This window comes from Sorangiineae bacterium MSr11367 (assembly GCA_037157805.1).
GTDB lineage: Bacteria > Myxococcota_A > Polyangia > Polyangiales > Polyangiaceae > Pendulispora > Pendulispora rubella.
Window position 1 is genome coordinate 3,850,105 of the sequence record CP089983.1, and the last position, 17,103, is coordinate 3,867,207.

The window sequence follows — 17,103 nt, forward strand, 5'->3', positions numbered from 1 at the left end:
CTCAGCCTTCGGCGAGGAGGCGCTCGATCGTCCGCGTGGTCATCGTCCCCTCGATCATCTCGCGATCGTTCAGGAGGCGCTTGTGCAGCTCGATGTTCGTGCGGATCCCGCCGACGATGAACTCGTCGAGGGCGTGGCGCATGCGCGTGATCGCTTCCGCGCGGGTGGGCGCGTGCACGATCAGCTTGGCCAGCAGCGAGTCGTAGTGCGCCGGCACGCGCCAGCCACCGTACACGCCCGAGTCGACCCGCACGCCGGTGCCACCGGGCGGGTAGTACTCGGTGATGAGCCCAGGCCAGGGGGCGAAGGTGCGCGGATCCTCTGCGTTGACGCGGCACTCGATGGCGTGCCCGCGCAGCGGCCAGGTGCGCGTATCCGGCAGATCCAGCTTTTCGCCCGCGGCGGCGCGGATCTGCAGCTGCACGAGGTCCAAGCCCGTGATGGCCTCGGTGACGGGGTGCTCGACCTGGACGCGGGTGTTCATCTCGAGGAACGAGAGGCTGCCCTGCTCATCCATGATGAACTCGAGCGTGCCCAGCGAACGGTACCCGGTTTCGAGGATGGCCTTGCGAATGACCTCGCCCACCTCGGCGCGTTTTTCCGGGGTCATCGCGGGGGAGGGGGCCTCCTCGATGACCTTCTGGTGGCGGCGCTGCATGGAGCACTCGCGCTCGCCCAAGACCCAGACGCCGCCGTGATGATCGGCCAGCACCTGGAACTCGATGTGGCGCGGCCGCTCCATGAATTTCTCGAGGTACACGTCGGGGTTCTTGAACCCCGTCTCGGCTTCGTGGCGCGCGCTGGCGAAGGCCGACTCGACCTCCGACTCGCTGCGCACGATGCGCATGCCGCGCCCGCCGCCACCGCCCGATGCCTTGAGGATGACGGGGAAGCCGACGCGCTGGGCCTCGGCGATCGCATGCTTCGCGTCGCGCAAGACCTCGCTGCCTTGGAGCAGCGGCAGGCCGAAACGTACCGCGTTGGAACGCGCGGTGACCTTGTCGCCCCACGCGCGCATCGCCTCGGGGGAGGGGCCGATGAAGGTCACGCCGCACTTCTTGCAGAGGCGCGCGAACTCGGCATTCTCCGACAGAAAGCCATAACCTGGGTGAATGGCTTCGGCCGCCGTGATCTCTGCGGCGCTGATGATCGCGGGGACGTGCAGGTAGCTCTTCGTCGCCGGACCGGGGCCGATGCACACCGCGCGATCGGCGAAGCGCACGTGCAGTGCGCGCTCGTCGGCCTCGGAGTAAACGGCCACCGTTTCGATCCCCATCTCGCGGCAAGCGCGCATGATGCGGATCGCGATTTCGCCGCGGTTGGCGATGAGAATGCGCTTGAACATGCGCGTGCCTCAGGCCTTTTGAATGCGGAAAAGCTTCTGTCCGAACTCGACCGCCTTGCCGCTCTGCACGAAGATCTCGACGACGGTGCCGGAGCAGTCGGCTTCGATCTCGTTCATGAGCTTCATCGCTTCGACGATGCAGAGGGTCTGTCCGGGGCGGATGACGGAGCCTTTTTCGACGAAGGCCGGCGCCTCCGGGCTCGGGGCACGGTAGAACGTGCCGACGAAGGGGCTCGTGATGTCGACGGTGTCGCCCCCGGCCTCGGCCGGTGCTTCCGCCGCGCGACCAGGTGCAATGTTGGCCGAGGCGAGCGTTGCGGGCGCGGCATGCGGTGCAGCCACGGCAGCGTAGGCTGCAGGCGACACCACGTGACCACGCACGATGCGCAGGCGGACCTTTTCGTCCTCGTGCTCGAACTCGGCGATGTCTTTTTGGGTCAGTACGTCGAGCAGCTCGCGCAGCTTATCGATATCCACAGTCACTTGGACCTCCCGCCGTCGTTGGACCATATTTTCAAGGAAGAGACCAGGCCCGCGAGCGCCAGCAGGTAGCTTTCCCCTCCGAACCCGGCCACTCGGCCGAGGCAAGCCGGTGCGACACGCGAACGCCTGCGAAAGCTTTCACGCGCGTCAGGGTTCGAAAGATGAACCTCGACACACGGGATGCCCGTTGCGCGCAGCGCGTCGTAAATGGCGATCGACGTGTGCGTGTAGGCGCCCGGGTTGAGCAGGATGCCGTCGAAATGGCCGGGCGCTTCCCCGATCCACGTGACGATCTCGCCCTCGTGGTTCGTCTGCCGCCCGACGAAGGTGCACCCGAGCTCACGTGCTCGGGTGTCGAGGCGCGCATGGATGTCCGCAAGCGTTTCCGTCCCATAGATCTCCGGCTCGCGCGTGCCGAGCAATTGGAGATTGGGCCCCGAGATGGTCAGAATGCGGAAGGTGCTGCCCGTGGCGCGTTTCTCGCGTGGCATCAGAGCTCGGCCAGAAGCTTGGGCGCGGCGGCCCGCATCAAATAGCGCCCCTTGCCGAAGTTGCCGTTGGGGGCGATGGCCAGGGCCAGGAAGTACGTATCGCCGAGTAGGCGGATGACCGTGATCATCTTGTCCGTTCCCACGGAGATCTCGTGCGTCGATCCGGCCTCCACCATTTCGGCGGCACGCTTGATTTGCCCGAGCACCACGCCGAACTCGATGCCAACGGTATTGATGTCGAACGGGGCGCCGTCCTTCGTGTAGCTCTCGACCGCGATGCCGCTCGAGTCCATCAAGATGCCCGCGATTCCCCCATCCGTCTGCTCCACGATGTCACGCAGCGCTTCTTTGAACATGCGCCCAAGGTAAAAGGTAGGGAGTGTGCGGGTCAATCACGGTGAATGTCGTAACCTTGACCAGCGCGAGAGTGGCGGTCTAACGTCGCGTGGCACGCGGGCCAATTTCGGCCGAGCTTCCTCCCTGTTTTGACGTTGGCGTTTAGCTCTCATGCGTTCAAAAGCTGGGGATCCTCCCCGCACCATGGCCGAAAAAATCTTGGCCGGTCGCGCCGCGGGGCCGGCGCGGGCCAAGCACGAGGTTGACGTCAAAGTCGACCAGGTCGTGCTGGTGCGTGACCCGAGGCGTGCTCTCGCAGAAGGGGTTGCCGCCGGGCTGAAAAAAGCCAGCCCAGAGGTTTCGATCGCGTACGACACCGTTTGCGTGCGCGATCCGTCGTCGCCCGCGCCGCTCGCGACCGAGGCGTTGTCCCACGGATTGTCCGTCGCACGGGCCGGGGCGGGGTTTCCGGCGCCGGTGCACCTCGAACGATTCGCCTCGCCCGCGCGCCTGGCGGTGACCGACGAACCGCGCCTCGCGGCGTTGGGGGGCGTGGGGATGCTGACCTGGGTCGTGCCGCCGTCCGCGTTGGGGCATGCGCTCGCCCGTGGCCGGGTGCGGCTTCGGCCCCCGCGCAGCATTCAAGTGCAGCTCACGGGAAAGCTGCGTCCCTTCGTCGGGGCGCGCGATGTCGCGTTCGAGTGGATTCGCCGCGATCTCGCCGGCATCGTGCAGCGCGTGGCGACATCCAGCGAGTCGCCGGTGGTGCTCGAATTCGGCGGGCCCGGTGCGCGGTTTCTCTCCGTCGCGGAGCGCGCGATCCTGTGCGCCGTGGCACCGCACGTGGGGGCCGTCGGTGCGCTCTTCGGAAGCGACGAGCGCACGGAGGTCTTCCTTCGCGACGAGCGCCGATCGAAGGCGCACCGCTCCCTGGCACCCGATGCGGGGGCGCCCTTCGAGGAGGTCGTCTCGCTGGATCTCGGCGCGGTCGACCCGCTGGTGCGGCATCAAGGATCCATCGTGCCGGTGCGCGAGCTCGCGGGAAAACCCGTGTCACAGGTTCTCCTCGGCGGCGACACCGGTTCGACGCTGCGGGAGCTCTTCGTGGTGGCCACCTTGCTCAAATCGAAGCGCGTGCCCAAAGGCCTCGATTTTCTCCTGGCCGCGCCCTCGCGGCAGATGCTCGAGGTGCTCGCGGAGTCGGGGGCGCTGGCCGATCTCATCGCCACCGGCGCGCGCCTCGTCGAGCCGGATCCACGCATCGCGACGGGCCTCCTCTATCCGCCGCCCGGCCCGGGACTCAGCCTCACCACGTGCGAACCCGAGGGCCCGGCCAACGTCGTCGTGGCCTCCGCCGAGACCCTGGCCTACGCCGTCGCCACGGGAAAAATAGGCGATCCACGCGCCTTCAAGCGCCCGGTGCGGGTCACCGTTCCACGCGTGCTGCCCACGGACGACGTCTTCGTCAGCCGGTAGCCACCCACACCGGTCTAGCTGTGTCTAGCTAGACGTAGGGATTCTTCTCGTGCCCTCGCGCTGCCGTGCGCGCGCTGGAGAAGGCCACGTAGAGAACCTGCCCATCCCTACCGCGTACGATTTCCGCCGGGGAACGGCGCTGCGAAACCACGTTTTCATGGGCTCCCAGCATGATCACGAGGCGTTGAAAGCCTTCACCTCCCAGGTCGATTCCGACCAAGTGTCCGCTCGAGTCGAGCAATAAATCGACGTTGCCCTGGAAGCGTTGGTGAATCTCACCAGTTTGGCAGACGACCCGATACGTATCCGAAGCGCCATCGTACGAGGTGGCCACAGCGCGCTCTTCACGAACCATACGCCAATGCTACGATGACGAGCGGAATGTCGAAAGCGCGGCTGACACGTCAGGAGCTAGGCTGGCTGCTCACCCAAGAAGCCGCCGGTGCGGCGGAACGGTTGCGCATGGGGGTGCAGGTCCTCAATGCCTCCGGGGCCGCGGCCGACGTCGAGCCGGCCTCGCTCGACGCCACGCTGAATGCGCTCGATGACGCGATGAAGATGCTTTCGTCGCTGCATTCGCGGCCTTCGGCGGTGCGCGGGCGGCGCGGTCGCATCGACCTCGCGGCGCTCATCTGGGAGGTGGCCCCCGAGGCGCGCGTCTCCATCGAGCCGGGTAGCGGGACCGAGGTGTTCGGCGACGAGGCGGAAATCCGCCGCATGCTCCACGTGTTGGTCGGGCAGGGGACGGGCGGCGGCGCCGCCATCACCATCCGGCGCGAAGAGGACGAAGTGCGCGTGGGCGTCGTTCTCGGTCCGGACAGCTCGGTCACCGCCGACACGGAGCGCGCCTGGATGAGCCGCATGGCCGTGCGCTACGGCGGGCGCTACGAGCTCGAGGGCGGGGCCGAAGTGCTGAGCCTCCCTGCCGACGGCGTCTCCGAGCGCAACGAGCGCGAGGCGTTGCGCAAAGAGCTCGACGAGGCGCGCAAGCAGGGCGAAGCCTACGCGCGCGAGCTCGCGCAGGTGTACACGCAGGACGCGGCGGCCGGGGGCATGCCCTCCACCGTTCCTCCGCCGCACCCCTCGCAGCCTGCGGCCGAGCGCCTCGCGGCCCTGAGCCGTTTTTCGGCGGGCGTTGCGGCCGAGCTCCGATCCATCTTGTCCCCGGCAGCGCGCCAGCTTCCGGCGCGCTCCGGGCGCTCTTCTCAGCCGCAGCTTGGTCAAGTGGTCGGGCAGTCGAGCCCGTCGAACATTGCCCTGGCCGAGAATCCGGAGGAGCGCTGGGAGGTGGTGCGACGCGCCTTGGTGCGTGCGCAGGATTTCGTCGGCGGGCTCGCACACCTCGGCGAATTGGACAGCGAAGAGGCGCACACGGAGGTCGACCTGGTGGAGACCGCGCGCTCCGTCGTCTCGGCCCTTTCGGGTCGCGCAGATCGCTCGGGTGTCTTGCTCCAAGTGGCCACGCGCCTCGAGGGCATCTCGCCGGCGTCACACGAGCGCGATGCGCGCGATCCAAAGGAAAGCGAGCGCGCACCCGTTTCCGAGCGCAGTCGCGGAGAAGAGCTCCCGGTGCGCACGGCCCCCCGTGCACTATCCGTGCTGCTTCGCGAGCTCGTGGGCCAAGCCATCGCCTCGTCACCGCGCGGTGCCAGTGTGATCATCTCCATCACCAACGACGAAACCGACGGCGCGCGCATCACCGTGGAGGACGCCGGCGCCCCGCTTCCTGCCTCGGCGCGTCGCTCCTTCGTAGGGCTCGACATCGAACCGGGCACACACGGTCGCGCGACCAGCGTGCCGCTTTACGTGGCCAACGAGATAGCCGGTTGGTTGGGCGTCTCCCTGGAGCTCGCCGATGCCGAAGCCGGCGGCGTGCGCATCATCGTCACGTTTCCGAAAGCAACGCTAGCGCGCTGACGCGTCGAGTGGAGCGAACGCCAAAGGCTGGCGCGCCTGCCACAATCGATCGACTTTTGCGCGCAGTCGGCGATAATCGCCGAAAATTCGATGCGCATCCTCATCGTGGAAGATTCGGATTCCGTCAGCAAAATGATCGAGGCCCTCGTGAAAGGGCGTGGCCACCTGGTGCAAACGGCGGCTTCCGGCCCGCGTGCGCTCGAATTGGCCATTACCACCGAGCCCGATCTGGTCCTGCTCGATCTACATCTTTCCGGCTCGTACGACGGCTTCGAAGTGTGCCGCCGCCTCCGCGCCGATGCGCGCACGGAGGCGGTTCCCATCGTCATCATCAGCGCCTTGGACGATAGCGAATCGAAACAACGCGCACTCGAAACCGGCGCAAACGCCTATTACACGAAGCCGTTCAGCCCCATGGCGCTGCTCAAAGAGATTGAAGGCTTTCAGTCTCGAATCGGTTAGTAACCGCTAACAGCGATTTCTAAAGCTGCCCCAATAGCTTTTTGGCGCGCTCGGAAGCGAAATCGATGAGGCCTTGGGCCTCGTCCGACGGAATTTTCAGTTTTTCCACCAATTTGACGAGGAAGTCGCGTTCGGCTTCGCCTTGTTCGCCGTCGACATAAGACAGCAAAACCGCATGTTGCAGGAGGATCCGTCGGTCGTCCGCCGATAGCTCTTGAAGCTCGATATCGTCGAGGGTCTTCTTTTCTTTGGCGTATTCGAGAACCTGCGTTCGTTCTTCGTCCGTCGCGTTGAAGGCGACCAGCAGTGCTTCCAGTGTTGCTTCTTCTTTCTCGGCGAATACGTCGTCCGCCCACGCCACCGGAACCAGTGCTTTGATGATGGCCAGATCTTCCTCGTGCATCCCCTTACTCCTTCGAGAGCTATCCCTGCCTATAGCACTTACTTCGCGCTGACCCGGGCCTTTCGTGCAACTTCGCCGCCCGGTGGCGATACCTCGACGAATTCGTTCTGACCGATGTGCAAGCGTTTCCGATAGGTAAACGGTCCGGCTACCAAGATATCGACGTCCGAATCACACGCGAGTTGGTCAATCGTGGCCTCGGGCCCGAGGCCCGCAAGCAGCCAAATTTCCGCGCTTCGCGGCGTTGAAACGATGTGAACCGTGCCAGGCGCGCCATGGCCGCCAACTTCGCTGCCCGGTTCTCCCGGGGGCCACGGATCGATTGCACCGGATTTCGCGCGCGACTTTTCCAGCTCGATGGTCATTTCGTAGCGTGGCTTGCCGGACCCGGCGTCCCATGCCGCACGTGCCGGAATGACGGCCCGTTTTGGGGCGAATCCCTCGCCGGTGGCCACGAATTCCAGGCGTGCGCCAACCGGCATGCGCGGCACCTCGAGCGGCGTCTGGCCGGCGCGAACCAGGAGCTCTGCACGGGGCGGGGCATCGGTGATGATCACCGTCGCTTTGCACGGCCTCGGAGGTCGCGCGGAAGGCCCCGGCTCGAGGGCGGCTTTTTCCACCGGGAACGTGGCCGGCGTGCGCGAACCCGAGCGCAGGATCCACGCGAGCACCACGGCCCCCACGGCGAGCACCGCCACGGCCGCCACGATGATCCCGATGCGCTTTGCAGCCTGCCTTTGCCCCGGTCCTTGTCCTGGCGCCGTGAGCGCCTGCCCCCGGCTGGAAAGCGGTGCGGAAAGCGGCGCGGACGCCGACGCCCGCGTCGACGACACCGGCTCGCGGGTGCTCGCCGGGAACGTGCCCGCGGGGGTCTTTGCCGAGGCAGGGGCGGGGACGGGCACGGGCATCGGGAGAGATGCGGGGTGAATTGGGGGAGGCGTGGGGGTGAGGCCCGCGATTTCCTTGAGGTCGCGCGAGACCACGGCATCCGAGCGCGGGCCCTCCACCTCGAAGGCCGAAAGCAGGCTATCCACCTCGTCCCGCGGGCGCGACTTGCGCCCGTCGGCGGTGGTGCGGCCCGCCTGCCCCGGATACGACGGTTGCGAGCCGCGGATGCTGCGGCGCTGTTGCGCGTCCGGCGGGATCGAAGCATTGCGGCCGACGCCCAACGTGACCCGTTTTACCTCACGCGCGAGCCGCGCCAGCGCCCGCCGGCCCGCGGCTCGGTTCACCGGAACGAGCGCGGCCTCGAGCTCCTGCGCCAGCGAAGCGATGCCCGCGCCCGCCTCTTTTTTCGCCGCCGCATCGAGCGCGGGCGTTTGCGAGCCGCTCGCCTCGAGCAGCCGCTGCAAAAGACTGCGGATTGATTCCTCCGCTTTGTCGGTCGCGGCGTCGTTTCGCTTTTGGCGCACGAGGGCCACGGTGCCCTCGTCGCCGATATAAACCTGGCGCGGATCGACTTCCCCCGGCGCGCCGCCGGCCCCTTCGGCGATCTCGAGCGCGAGGTAACCCGCGAGCTCGGGCGCCAGAGGCACACGCTTGGCGCTCACGACCGCGAACACCTCCTCTAGGGTGATCGAGGATTCGAGCGGACCGCTCATGTGCACATCCCTTACTTACTGTCTGAAGAGCGACCCAAAGACCCCGCGCGCGGGGCCATTTTGACCGTTCAGCCTGTCGGACGAACGTTCCGACTCTCGTAACCGTCGAGCAGTTTCTCGACGGAAGCGAGGTTGTTCTCGATGGCTTCTTGGACGATGGAGGTCATCACCTGGCTCGAGCCTTTGAGCGCCTCGTAATACCGCTGGCGTTCGGTCGAGTGGACGATGGAAGGCGGATACCCGCTCCGCAGAAGGAGCAAGTTCATGAACAGGCGCGCCACCTTGCCGCTGTCGAGCTGGAAGGGAAAGACGCGCAAAAGATCGTAATGTGCGCGAGCGGCCACGCGCACGCCCGTTCGGGTGCGCCGCGTTTCCGGGTCGTTCACCCAATCGATGACTTGCCGCACCTTGTAATTGATTTTATCGGGCGGCGCATACTCGTGGAAATAGAGACGGTGCTGCGGAATGTCCTTCCGGTAACGCACCGTTTTTACGTCCCCTTCCTCGGGATGGAGGGTGACGTAGATTTTCTTCACGACGTCGACCGTGATGGGCAGACGGCGGCGAACCGCATAATCGCGAATGAAGTGCAGCGCCTCGCGATGCCGGCGAATCTCCTCGCAGACCGGCTGCATTCCCGAGTCGGCCGTGATCGCGGCGTTCGGGTCGATGGCCGTCTTCAGCTCTTGGAAGGTGTAGACCACCCCTTCCAGCGCACTGTCGTGGTAGATCCACGACATGTCGAGGTTTTCCCGATAAGCCAGTTGGAAGTCCGCATCCGCCTTCTGCAGCCGTTCTTCAAGCAGTTGGGTGCGTTCTTCCACCGAAAGCGCTTTCGGCGGCGGTTCCGGGGGGGGCGCGATTGGTTTTTTCTTGGCTGTATTTTTCGTAGGCATAGGCCGGCCGGCGCCAGCGGCTGAGGCGGGTTTGGAAGCGAATACAGGCTAGTCGGACGGTACAAGAGAGGTCAAGGATTGCCCCAATGTTGGTTCAACTCCAGGTTCGAAACCTCGTTCTTATCGAAAATCTCGTGCTAGAGCTTCGCGGCGGTTTCAACGTCCTGACCGGTGAGACGGGCGCCGGTAAGTCGATGATCATCGACGCTTTGTCCCTAGTTTTGGGGGGTCGGGCACGAGCCGATCTCATCCGTGCAGGCGCCCGAGAGGCCGAAGTCGAGGCACTCTTCGAGATTCCTGCAGGATCCCGAGTGCTTGCGAAGCTGGAAGCCGCCGGGATCCCCTTCGATGGTAGCACGGGTGCGGGCGTCGCCCTGGTGGTCCGGCGGCTTCTGCAGTCCGAGGGCGGCGAAAACCTCCGGACCCGCGCCTATGTGAATGGCCGTCTCTGTACAGCAGCTCAGCTGGCCGAGTTGGCACCGGACCTTTGCGACATCGCCTCGCAGCACGAGAGCGTGAGCCTGACGGACCCGGCCACCCACGTGGAGTACCTGGACGCGTTTGGCAAGCTCGACGCTGTCCGGGATGCGCTCGCGGAAGAGGTGGATGCGCTCGCCACGGTGGTGAAGGAGCTCGAGGCGGTGCGGGAGTCGGAGCGCGGGCGCGCGGAGCGGGAGGACTTCCTCGCGTTCCAATTGCGCGAGCTCGATGAGCTTTCACCCGAAGCCGGCGAGGAGACCCTGCTCGATCACGAGCGTGCGCGCCTTCGCCATGCCGAGCGCCTCACGCAGGCGACGGCCACCACGGCCGAGCGCCTTTACGAAGGGGAGGGCGCCATCTGCGACGAGCTCGGGCGCCTGGCGGCGGACGTCGACGGTGCCGCGTCGCTCGATGGCTCGCTGGCACCGCTGGCCCGCCAGATCGAGTCGGCGCGCTCGGAGCTGGCCGATGCGGCCCGCGCGCTCGCGCGCTACGCCGAGGGCGTCGAGGTCAATCCGCAGCGCCTGTCGGAGGTGGAGGAGCGGCTCTTTCGGCTGCAAAAGCTTCTGCGAAAGCACGGCCCCACGACGACGGAGCTTCTGGTCCACCGAGACACCTTGCGCCGTGAGCTCGATGGGCTCGAAGGCTCCAGTGCACGCGCGGCGGAGCTCGAGTCGGTTCGCGATGCACGTCTCAACAAGGCTTCGTCGCGGGCGCGCACCCTCTCGCAGCGACGGCGTCAAGCCGCGGAGAAGCTGGCCGATGCCGTGGGGCGCGAGCTTGCCCAGCTGGGGATGGGCCGGGCACGCGTGGTCGTCGAGGTGGCGCCCATCGCCACCGGCTCCGCCGAAGCGAGCCTGCAGATCGACGGTGCGCGCCTCACGCGCAGCGGCATCGATCGGGTCGAGTTCCTCATCGCGCCCAACAAAGGCGAAGAGCCGAAACCGATGCGCCGCATCGCCAGCGGCGGCGAGCTCTCACGTGCGCTCCTCGCGATAAAGCGCGTCCTCGCCGAAAAGGGCCCCGCGGGCCTCTACGTCTTCGACGAGGTGGACGCAGGCGTCGGCGGCGCGATCGCCGAAGTCATCGGCCGATCCATCGCCGACGTCGCGCGCCACCGCCAGGTGCTCTGCATCACGCACCTCCCGCAGATTGCGGCACTCGCCGACGGACACCACGTCGTCGGCAAGAGCGAGGTCAAAGGCCGCACCCTCACCACGGTGCGCCCCTTGACCGAAAAGGAGCGCGTGGAGGAGGTGGCCCGCATGATCGGCGGCGTCAAAGTCGGCGAAGCCGCCCGCCGCGCGGCCGAGGAAATGCTCAATACGCGGAAGTAGCTCGGTCACACCACCAAGACGGCCGAGAGGTTCTCCGACAAGCGCAGCGGCTTCTGTCGCTGCGTGAGGATCTCGTAGCCGTCGTGGGTGACAAGGACGGTGTGCTCGAACTGGGCCGAGAGCTCGCCGTCCACGGTGCGGACGGTCCACTTGTCGTCGGCGTCGATCTCCACCTCGTAGCGGCCCAGATTCACCATCGGCTCGACGGTGAAGATCATGCCGGCCTTGAGCCGCTGGCCATCCCCGCGCTTGCCGAAGTGCTTCACCTGCGGCGGTTCGTGAAAGCGTCGGCCGATTCCATGGCCCACGAAGTCGCGCACGACGCTGCAGCCCTGCGCCTCGACGTAGCTCTGGATCGCGTAGCCGATGTCTCCCAGGCGGGCGCCATCGCGTACTTCGGCGATGCCCAGCTCGAGCCCGCGCCGCGCCGATTCGACGACCAAGCGCGCTTCGGGGCTCGGCGTGCCGATGTAAAACGTGGCCGACGTGTCGCCGTGAAAGCCTTTGTAGAGCGTCGTGACGTCGACGTTGATGATGTCGCCGTCCTTCAGGACCTCGCTCCCGGGTATGCCGTGGCACACCACGTCGTTGAGCGACGTGCAGACGCTCTTGGGAAAGCCCTTGTAGTTGAGCGGCGCGGGGGTGGCTCCGCGGCGGATCGTGTCCTCGTGGACGATGGTGTTGATCTCTTCCGTCGTCATCCCGGCGCGAAGCTTCTCGCCCACGAGAACCAGTGTCTCTGCCGCCATCTGCGACGCGATGCGTACGCCTTCGATCTCTTTTGCGCTTTTGATTTCTACACCCACGGTAACCCTCGGTCTTTCCTTAAGGCTCGGCCGCGCGGCTAGGTCAAGACGCGGGGCCTTAAAATTACCAGGCCAAAATCACGAGCCTGCTACTTCGATGCGGTTCCCTCACCGAACGCGGCGGCGGCGCGCACGGCATCCACGACGTCTTTGTTGTCGGGTGCGGCATGAAAGTGCAGCTCGGTATCGCCGTCGGGCCGGACGAACTCGCGCACGAAGACGACGAAAATGCGTCCGTGCAGGCGGTTCTGGAAGTTCTTCACGATGTTGGCCGCGGGGCCCGTGCGCTCGATGCGCAGGTTGAAGTTTTCTCCCGCCGGCGGATGCTCACCTGCAATCTTCTCGATCGGACGCAGTCCCAAATCGTAGCGGGCATCGACCCCGTCGTTCTTGGCGGTGACCGTGTCGACGCGAGCGCGTACGACAGCATCCCCCACCTGCGCACGTTCACGCAGTGCCGAGTCGCTGCGAGGATTCGCTTGCGCCTGACTGAGGCTCAAATCGATGCCCACCGCACGCGGCTCGATGTCATCGTCGAAGAGCTCCGTCGCATGGCCCGAATAGGCAGGCAGCGGGCGCGCGGTCTTGTTCGCACTTGAAGCGGCACCGCCACAACCGAACATTCCGACGGAGGCGATGCTCGAAGTCAAGAGGATCGGTAAGAAGCGCATGGGAGGGCTTTTTACATCATTTTTCGACACTGGCCGTCGAAGTCTTCGAGGGCGGCCATTGCATCCAAAGAACAGCGCGTTGTTTGGTCTCACTCCAGCGCAATGCTAGTCTTGGTGGGGGAACCGGAAGCGGACTGCAGGTTTGCGCGCCGTCGACCCCCACTAGATAGAAGAGGGCAGGGATTTTCATGAAGCATCGTCTCCTTTTCGCCGCCGTCGTTTGCGGGGGTGTGGCTCTTTCTCTGAGCAGCTTGGCCGCGGACACCAAGGCAAGTGCGGCTGCTGCTGCAGCGGTGGAAGCACCGTCGGTGTCTTCGCTCGCGCCGCAGCTCGAGGGCTTCCGTTGGGGCATGAGCCGGGCGGACGTCATCAAGACGCACAACCAACTCGGTGGCGTCTTCGATCGCGAGTACAACCCGCTCCTCATGAAGATGCAGCCCGGCGTGCGCATGCAAGCGCTCGAGTCGGAGCGCGAGACGAGAAAGTTGCAGTTTGCAAAGAGCCTGCACGAGTTCAAGGACGTGCCGAGCGGCTTCGATGCGACGGGCCTCAAGGGCGAGTACAGCTACCGCAACAACGAGTCGGCGCTGGTGCTCGAAGGGGCGACGAAGCGTCGGTTCTTCTTCTTCGTGGGCAGCTCGCCGGGCGAGCGCCTCTGGAAGATCTACGATGAGGTGAAGCTGCTCGACGGAGGCTCGCTGGGGAAGACCTACCAAGAGGCGGTCTCCAAGACGAGCGCCAACGTGTCCGTGCAGGGCAAGGCCCGCAACGCCGACCCGTCGCGCTGGTTGAACCTTCCCTACACGGAGTGGCAGGACGGTTCGACCCACCTCCGCGTGGTGGATCGCTCGGGCGAGCGGCTCGTTGGGGTTGCCATGGAGGAGCGCAACACCTTCCGGAACATCTCGGCCATGCGCCCGAACAAGCTGGAAGATCCGCTGGCACTCGATCCGAGCATTCAGCTGGTGACCAAGGGCGGAATCAGCGATCCGAATGCCAAACCGGCGCCGGGCGCACCTTCAGGTGGGGCCGAAGCGGGCGTGAAGGCAGGGGCGGGAAAGACCGCAGCAAAGAAGAAGTAAGCTGGCCTCTCTTTCAGAAGCCCCTGCGGTAGGTGCCGTGGTATGCTCGCTGGCAAACAGCGTGCGCGCATCGGTGAATGCCAAGACTCCCCCAGCACCCGCCAACCCGGCAAACAAGTCGGCTCTCCGTGAGCCGGTCGAGAAGTTGTGTCGCGATGTGCTTGCGCCACTCGTTCATGCGGACGGGGGAACACTGTTCCTTGTCAGCGTGACGGCCGAAGACGTCCACATTCACCTTGGTGGATCGTTCGCCGGGTGTCCGGGCGCGGCCATCACGCGCGACCGCATGCTGGAGCCCGCGATCAAGACGGTCCTCCCCAAGGCGCGCCTCACGGTGACCACCGGCTTTCGCGTGCCCGAGGGTGCGCAAAAGTTCGACGTGCCCTGAAGAACCCGCAAGGCCAAGTCTCTTCATTTCGCGAGCTCGTTCGAACGAGCTCGCAAAGTGATGGCGGTACGCGGTATCTTTTCGCCGCACCGACCGCTTCGGCGGCATGTGCGAGGTAGGCGTGGCGACCCGGTATCGGCTGCGATTTCTTCTACAGGAGTTCGACCTGGCCAGGGGCGCGACCCTCATCGGTCGCAGCGCGGAGTGCCACGTGACGATCGAGGATCCGCTCGTCTCGCGGCAGCACGCGAAGATCGTCATCACGGGTGACGAGGCCGTCTTCGAGGACCTTGGGAGCCGCAACGGCGTGAAGGTCAACGGCACCGCGCTGCGGGGCTCCGTTCGTCTCAAAGATGGCGATCGCCTGCGCATCGGCACCCAGGAACTCGTGTTCTGCGAGGTGGAGACGGGCATCGCGCCGCCGGCCAAGACGACGGGCTTCCTCCGTTACTGCGCGGCGTGTCGGCTGCCGTACCCGCAGGAGCTCGCGGCATGCCCCGCGTGCGGTGCGACGGAGCAGACGGACGAAGACACGTTGAGCGGGCAGTTCGGTGCCTCGTCGAAGCAGGCCGCATGGAGCGTGCAGCTCTTGGTCGAGGTGACGGAAAAAGCGCTGACCTTGGGGCGCACGTCGGACGCTGTTCGCATGCTCCAACGGGCCAAAGTGCAGCTCGAGGAGCGGGTGGCTTCGGGCGGTGCGGCGCCGGCCGATCAGATCGAGGGGCTGGTGCGCTCGGCCATGCGCGTCGCTTTGGCGGCGGAGGATCCGGCGTGGGCCGCGTGGGGCCTGCATCTGTACGACGAGCTGCGCCTTTTCCCTTCCAGTGCGGTTGTCGAAGCTTTCGCCGAAGTTGGTCGAAAATACCCGACGAAATTGGCCAAATCCGCCGAAGAGCTTTTGACCGCGCTGCGTGCACGACCGAGTGAAACGCCCCTCGCGACGGCGGCGGCAAGCGTGCTGGCCGAATTGGAGCGCCTGGTTGCCTCGCTGGGTGAGCTGGCGGGCGAGGCTGACGCTGACGCTGACCAGGAGAGCGACACCCCGAATCCTGCCAATCCTAACCTAGACTGATGACAGCATTGCCGTTCGTGGCGTTCGCTCGCGGTGGAGTGTAAAAGTAACATGCAAGTCGGCAGGATGGGCGGAGCCTAATGCAATCGTCGGTTGGGTGGCAGAGAGCGACGAGGCCGAGGCGGGAGCGAGGAGCGCACTAGCGCGATGCGTTTTCGCCTGCGCTACCTGCAGCACGACTTCGAGCTCACGGAGGGGGAGTTCGCCGTCGGCCGCAATGCGAGCTGTCAGCTTTCGCTGGACGATCCGCTCGTTTCGCGGCGCCATGCCTTGCTTCGGGTATCGCCCACCGGCGTGTCGGTGGAGGATCTGCAGAGCCGCAACGGTGTGTTGGTGAACGGGCAGCGCATCGAGGGCACCGTCGCGCTGGCTGCAGGCGATCGCATCCTCATTGGCTCCCAGGAGATGACCTTGCTGGCGCTGGATGATCAGCCGGGTCGTGCCCGGTTGAATCTGACGCTGCCGAAGATCACGCCGGCGACGCCGGTGGCACCACCGGCTCCGTCGTCACCGAACCTGGCGGCGCACGCAGCTGCGTTGGGAAGAACGCCGCTTCCGAGTCCAGGCCCCCCCGGTGAGCTCGAGGGGACGCGGCCCACGCCCGCGGCGGCGAACATCATTGCCAAGATTCACGGGTCGACCACGGAGCCGGGCGGCAGGACCTTGCCCGAGGATCGCGCCTCGTCGCCCGGGCTGCCGATGCCGCAGCCGGGCCGCATCGGTTCATCACCGGGCACGCCGATGCGGGCGGTGGCCACGCCGGGCAGCGGGCGCGTGTTGGAGGCGAATCCGCTGTCGGCGCCGCGCACGCCCGTGTCCGGCGGGGCGGGGATCTTGGGGCCGCAATCGCGGCATCCGCCGCCGTTGCCGCTCGGCGGGGGCTCGGGCGCGACGCCGGAGCCCGAGTACGAGCTGACGATGATCCGGCGCGCCGACGCCTTCACGTTGCTCACGGGCGTGGCCGAGAAAGCGCTTGCCATGGGCCGTGCCGTGGAGGCGGAGCGCATCCTCGCCTCGCCGCTGGGCGACGTGATCGAGGCGAGTCGGGCGGGCAAAAAGATCATCCCGTCGCTCGTCGATCAGGCGGCGCGCTTTTCCGCGAAGCTGGCGACGGCCACCGGCAAAGGGGCCTGGGCGGACTACGTGATCGAGCTGTACTCGGCACAGAGGCGGCCGTGCCCGGCGCCGGTCATCGACGAGCTGTACAATGCGCTGCGCCGGGTCACCGCGATCGATCTGCAGCGGCTGCGCGAGTACATCGAGGAGCTGCGGACGCGGCTTTCGACCTTCGGGCCGGCGGAGCGGTTCCTGTTTCAGCGTCTCGAAGGCTTGGAGCGGCTCGCCGCGTTGCGCTGACCGGCCTGGCCGGTGCTGCGCTCGTGGTAATCCTGCCAGGCGAGGCTGTGGCTCGCCGAATAGCGAAGTGCTTCACGAAGCTCGGGATCCTCGACGAGGGCGAGCGAGGTCTCGAGGTCCTGCGGGAGCGCGATGGGCGGTGGAACCGCGCGCGAGATGCGTCGCTCGGGCGGGCGCTGGGGCGGCTCGAGCGGGGCCACGCGAAAGCGCAGCTCGGCGACCTCGACGCCGGCATCGCGCAGGCGCGAGATGACCGAGGCCGCGAGCATGGACAGTTCGCTCGCCCAGACGCTGGAGGGGACGCGCACGGTGAGGACACCGCGTTCGAGCGTCCACGGCTTTGCGCGATCGGCGATGCGAAGGCCAACCGCGCGGGCCCACGTCTGCAGCGGGATGGGGGCCTGGCGGCGGGCGAACCGGCTGTCGCCCGCGCGTTCGAGCACGCTCTCGATGCCCTCGGGCACGCGCAGCTTGGGCCTTTTGCGACGGCGGTTCATGCGA

19 protein-coding genes are annotated in these 17,103 nt (G+C 66.3%); 8 read left to right on the top strand and 11 right to left on the bottom strand.

The window, feature by feature from the left end:
• Position 1 precedes the first annotated feature (1 nt).
• The 4 genes from accC to LVJ94_15500 are packed head-to-tail and all read right to left on the bottom strand — an operon-like array spanning position 2 to position 2,675.
• Positions 2–1,345 (bottom strand): acetyl-CoA carboxylase biotin carboxylase subunit, encoded by a 1,344-nt coding sequence (gene accC, locus LVJ94_15485; protein ID WXB08635.1) that lies wholly within the window; start codon positions 1,343–1,345, stop codon positions 2–4.
• Between the two features lie 9 nt (positions 1,346–1,354).
• Positions 1,355–1,828 carry an acetyl-CoA carboxylase biotin carboxyl carrier protein gene (accB, locus tag LVJ94_15490; GenBank protein ID WXB08636.1) on the bottom strand — a complete coding sequence of 158 codons (474 nt, stop codon included), beginning with the start codon at positions 1,826–1,828 and terminating at the stop codon, positions 1,355–1,357.
• A complete protein-coding gene (locus LVJ94_15495) occupies positions 1,825–2,319 on the bottom strand; it encodes a 3-dehydroquinate dehydratase (protein WXB08637.1) in 495 nt (164 codons plus the stop codon). Before LVJ94_15495 ends, accB begins: the two co-directional genes overlap by 4 nt.
• On the bottom strand, positions 2,319–2,675 hold the full coding sequence (locus LVJ94_15500) for a hypothetical protein (protein WXB08638.1): 357 nt from the start codon (positions 2,673–2,675) through the stop codon (positions 2,319–2,321). Before LVJ94_15500 ends, LVJ94_15495 begins: the two co-directional genes overlap by 1 nt.
• Before the next feature lie 184 nt (positions 2,676–2,859).
• Between LVJ94_15500 and LVJ94_15505 the strand changes: the two genes are divergently transcribed.
• Positions 2,860–4,131 carry a hypothetical protein gene (locus tag LVJ94_15505; GenBank protein WXB08639.1) on the top strand — a complete coding sequence of 424 codons (1,272 nt, stop codon included), beginning with the start codon at positions 2,860–2,862 and terminating at the stop codon, positions 4,129–4,131.
• A 28-nt stretch (positions 4,132–4,159) separates the two neighbouring features.
• Here the strand turns inward: LVJ94_15505 and LVJ94_15510 are convergent, their stop codons facing one another.
• The gene (locus LVJ94_15510; GenBank protein WXB08640.1) at positions 4,160–4,465 is read right to left on the bottom strand and encodes a hypothetical protein; all 306 of its coding nucleotides are present in this window, start codon (positions 4,463–4,465) and stop codon (positions 4,160–4,162) included.
• Between the two features lie 35 nt (positions 4,466–4,500).
• On the opposite strand from LVJ94_15510, the gene LVJ94_15515 reads away from it, so the two are divergent.
• On the top strand, positions 4,501–6,048 hold the full coding sequence (locus tag LVJ94_15515) for an ATP-binding protein (protein ID WXB08641.1): 1,548 nt from the start codon (positions 4,501–4,503) through the stop codon (positions 6,046–6,048).
• Between the two features lie 90 nt (positions 6,049–6,138).
• The gene (locus LVJ94_15520) at positions 6,139–6,510 is read left to right on the top strand and encodes a response regulator (protein ID WXB08642.1); all 372 of its coding nucleotides are present in this window, start codon (positions 6,139–6,141) and stop codon (positions 6,508–6,510) included.
• A gap of 19 nt (positions 6,511–6,529) precedes the next feature.
• On the opposite strand, the gene LVJ94_15525 is transcribed toward LVJ94_15520, so the two are convergent.
• From LVJ94_15525 to LVJ94_15535, 3 genes are all read right to left on the bottom strand, one after another.
• On the bottom strand, positions 6,530–6,913 hold the full coding sequence (locus LVJ94_15525) for a TerB family tellurite resistance protein (GenBank protein WXB08643.1): 384 nt from the start codon (positions 6,911–6,913) through the stop codon (positions 6,530–6,532).
• A 38-nt stretch (positions 6,914–6,951) separates the two neighbouring features.
• Positions 6,952–8,514 (bottom strand): hypothetical protein, encoded by a 1,563-nt coding sequence (locus LVJ94_15530; protein ID WXB08644.1) that lies wholly within the window; start codon positions 8,512–8,514, stop codon positions 6,952–6,954.
• Positions 8,515–8,582: 68 nt separating this feature from the next.
• The gene (locus LVJ94_15535; protein ID WXB08645.1) at positions 8,583–9,338 is read right to left on the bottom strand and encodes a Fic family protein; all 756 of its coding nucleotides are present in this window, start codon (positions 9,336–9,338) and stop codon (positions 8,583–8,585) included.
• Between the two features lie 158 nt (positions 9,339–9,496).
• Between LVJ94_15535 and recN the strand changes: the two genes are divergently transcribed.
• A complete protein-coding gene (gene recN / locus LVJ94_15540; GenBank protein ID WXB08646.1) occupies positions 9,497–11,227 on the top strand; it encodes a DNA repair protein RecN in 1,731 nt (576 codons plus the stop codon).
• A gap of 5 nt (positions 11,228–11,232) precedes the next feature.
• On the opposite strand, the gene map is transcribed toward recN, so the two are convergent.
• Positions 11,233–11,976, bottom strand: coding sequence for a type I methionyl aminopeptidase (gene map, locus LVJ94_15545; protein WXB10718.1), 744 nt, complete (start codon positions 11,974–11,976; stop codon positions 11,233–11,235).
• A 146-nt stretch (positions 11,977–12,122) separates the two neighbouring features.
• Positions 12,123–12,704: a hypothetical protein gene (locus LVJ94_15550; GenBank protein WXB08647.1), complete on the bottom strand. Its 582-nt coding sequence runs from the start codon at positions 12,702–12,704 to the stop codon at positions 12,123–12,125.
• 188 nt (positions 12,705–12,892) lie between these two features.
• Between LVJ94_15550 and LVJ94_15555 the strand changes: the two genes are divergently transcribed.
• The 4 genes from LVJ94_15555 (at position 12,893) to LVJ94_15570 (ending at position 16,602) form a co-directional block, all read left to right on the top strand.
• Positions 12,893–13,786, top strand: coding sequence for a hypothetical protein (locus LVJ94_15555; GenBank protein ID WXB08648.1), 894 nt, complete (start codon positions 12,893–12,895; stop codon positions 13,784–13,786).
• A 208-nt stretch (positions 13,787–13,994) separates the two neighbouring features.
• Positions 13,995–14,174 carry a hypothetical protein gene (locus tag LVJ94_15560; GenBank protein ID WXB08649.1) on the top strand — a complete coding sequence of 60 codons (180 nt, stop codon included), beginning with the start codon at positions 13,995–13,997 and terminating at the stop codon, positions 14,172–14,174.
• A 121-nt stretch (positions 14,175–14,295) separates the two neighbouring features.
• Positions 14,296–15,246: an FHA domain-containing protein gene (locus tag LVJ94_15565; GenBank protein WXB08650.1), complete on the top strand. Its 951-nt coding sequence runs from the start codon at positions 14,296–14,298 to the stop codon at positions 15,244–15,246.
• 147 nt (positions 15,247–15,393) lie between these two features.
• Entirely contained in the window at positions 15,394–16,602 is a 1,209-nt protein-coding gene (locus tag LVJ94_15570) for an FHA domain-containing protein (GenBank protein ID WXB08651.1), read from the top strand.
• Here LVJ94_15570 and LVJ94_15575 read toward each other — a convergent pair.
• On the bottom strand, positions 16,560–17,099 hold the full coding sequence (locus tag LVJ94_15575; GenBank protein ID WXB08652.1) for a DUF721 domain-containing protein: 540 nt from the start codon (positions 17,097–17,099) through the stop codon (positions 16,560–16,562). The genes LVJ94_15570 and LVJ94_15575 overlap by 43 nt on opposite strands.
• Positions 17,100–17,103 lie beyond the last annotated feature (4 nt).

Bases quoted from the DNA above. Each gene is read 5' to 3' on its own strand.
- accC (WXB08635.1), bottom strand. From the start codon at position 1,345: ATGTTCAAGCGCATTCTCATCGCCAACCGCGGCGAAATCGCGATCCGC.
- LVJ94_15495 (WXB08637.1), bottom strand. From the start codon at position 2,319: ATGCCACGCGAGAAACGCGCCACGGGCAGCACCTTCCGCATTCTGACC.
- LVJ94_15500 (WXB08638.1), bottom strand. From the start codon at position 2,675: ATGTTCAAAGAAGCGCTGCGTGACATCGTGGAGCAGACGGATGGGGGA.
- LVJ94_15505 (WXB08639.1), top strand. From the start codon at position 2,860: ATGGCCGAAAAAATCTTGGCCGGTCGCGCCGCGGGGCCGGCGCGGGCC.
- LVJ94_15515 (WXB08641.1), top strand. From the start codon at position 4,501: ATGACGAGCGGAATGTCGAAAGCGCGGCTGACACGTCAGGAGCTAGGC.
- LVJ94_15520 (WXB08642.1), top strand. From the start codon at position 6,139: ATGCGCATCCTCATCGTGGAAGATTCGGATTCCGTCAGCAAAATGATC.
- LVJ94_15525 (WXB08643.1), bottom strand. From the start codon at position 6,913: ATGCACGAGGAAGATCTGGCCATCATCAAAGCACTGGTTCCGGTGGCG.
- LVJ94_15530 (WXB08644.1), bottom strand. From the start codon at position 8,514: ATGAGCGGTCCGCTCGAATCCTCGATCACCCTAGAGGAGGTGTTCGCG.
- recN (WXB08646.1), top strand. From the start codon at position 9,497: ATGTTGGTTCAACTCCAGGTTCGAAACCTCGTTCTTATCGAAAATCTC.
- map (WXB10718.1), bottom strand. From the start codon at position 11,976: ATGGCGGCAGAGACACTGGTTCTCGTGGGCGAGAAGCTTCGCGCCGGG.
- LVJ94_15550 (WXB08647.1), bottom strand. From the start codon at position 12,704: ATGCGCTTCTTACCGATCCTCTTGACTTCGAGCATCGCCTCCGTCGGA.
- LVJ94_15555 (WXB08648.1), top strand. From the start codon at position 12,893: ATGAAGCATCGTCTCCTTTTCGCCGCCGTCGTTTGCGGGGGTGTGGCT.
- LVJ94_15570 (WXB08651.1), top strand. From the start codon at position 15,394: ATGCGTTTTCGCCTGCGCTACCTGCAGCACGACTTCGAGCTCACGGAG.
- LVJ94_15575 (WXB08652.1), bottom strand. From the start codon at position 17,099: ATGAACCGCCGTCGCAAAAGGCCCAAGCTGCGCGTGCCCGAGGGCATC.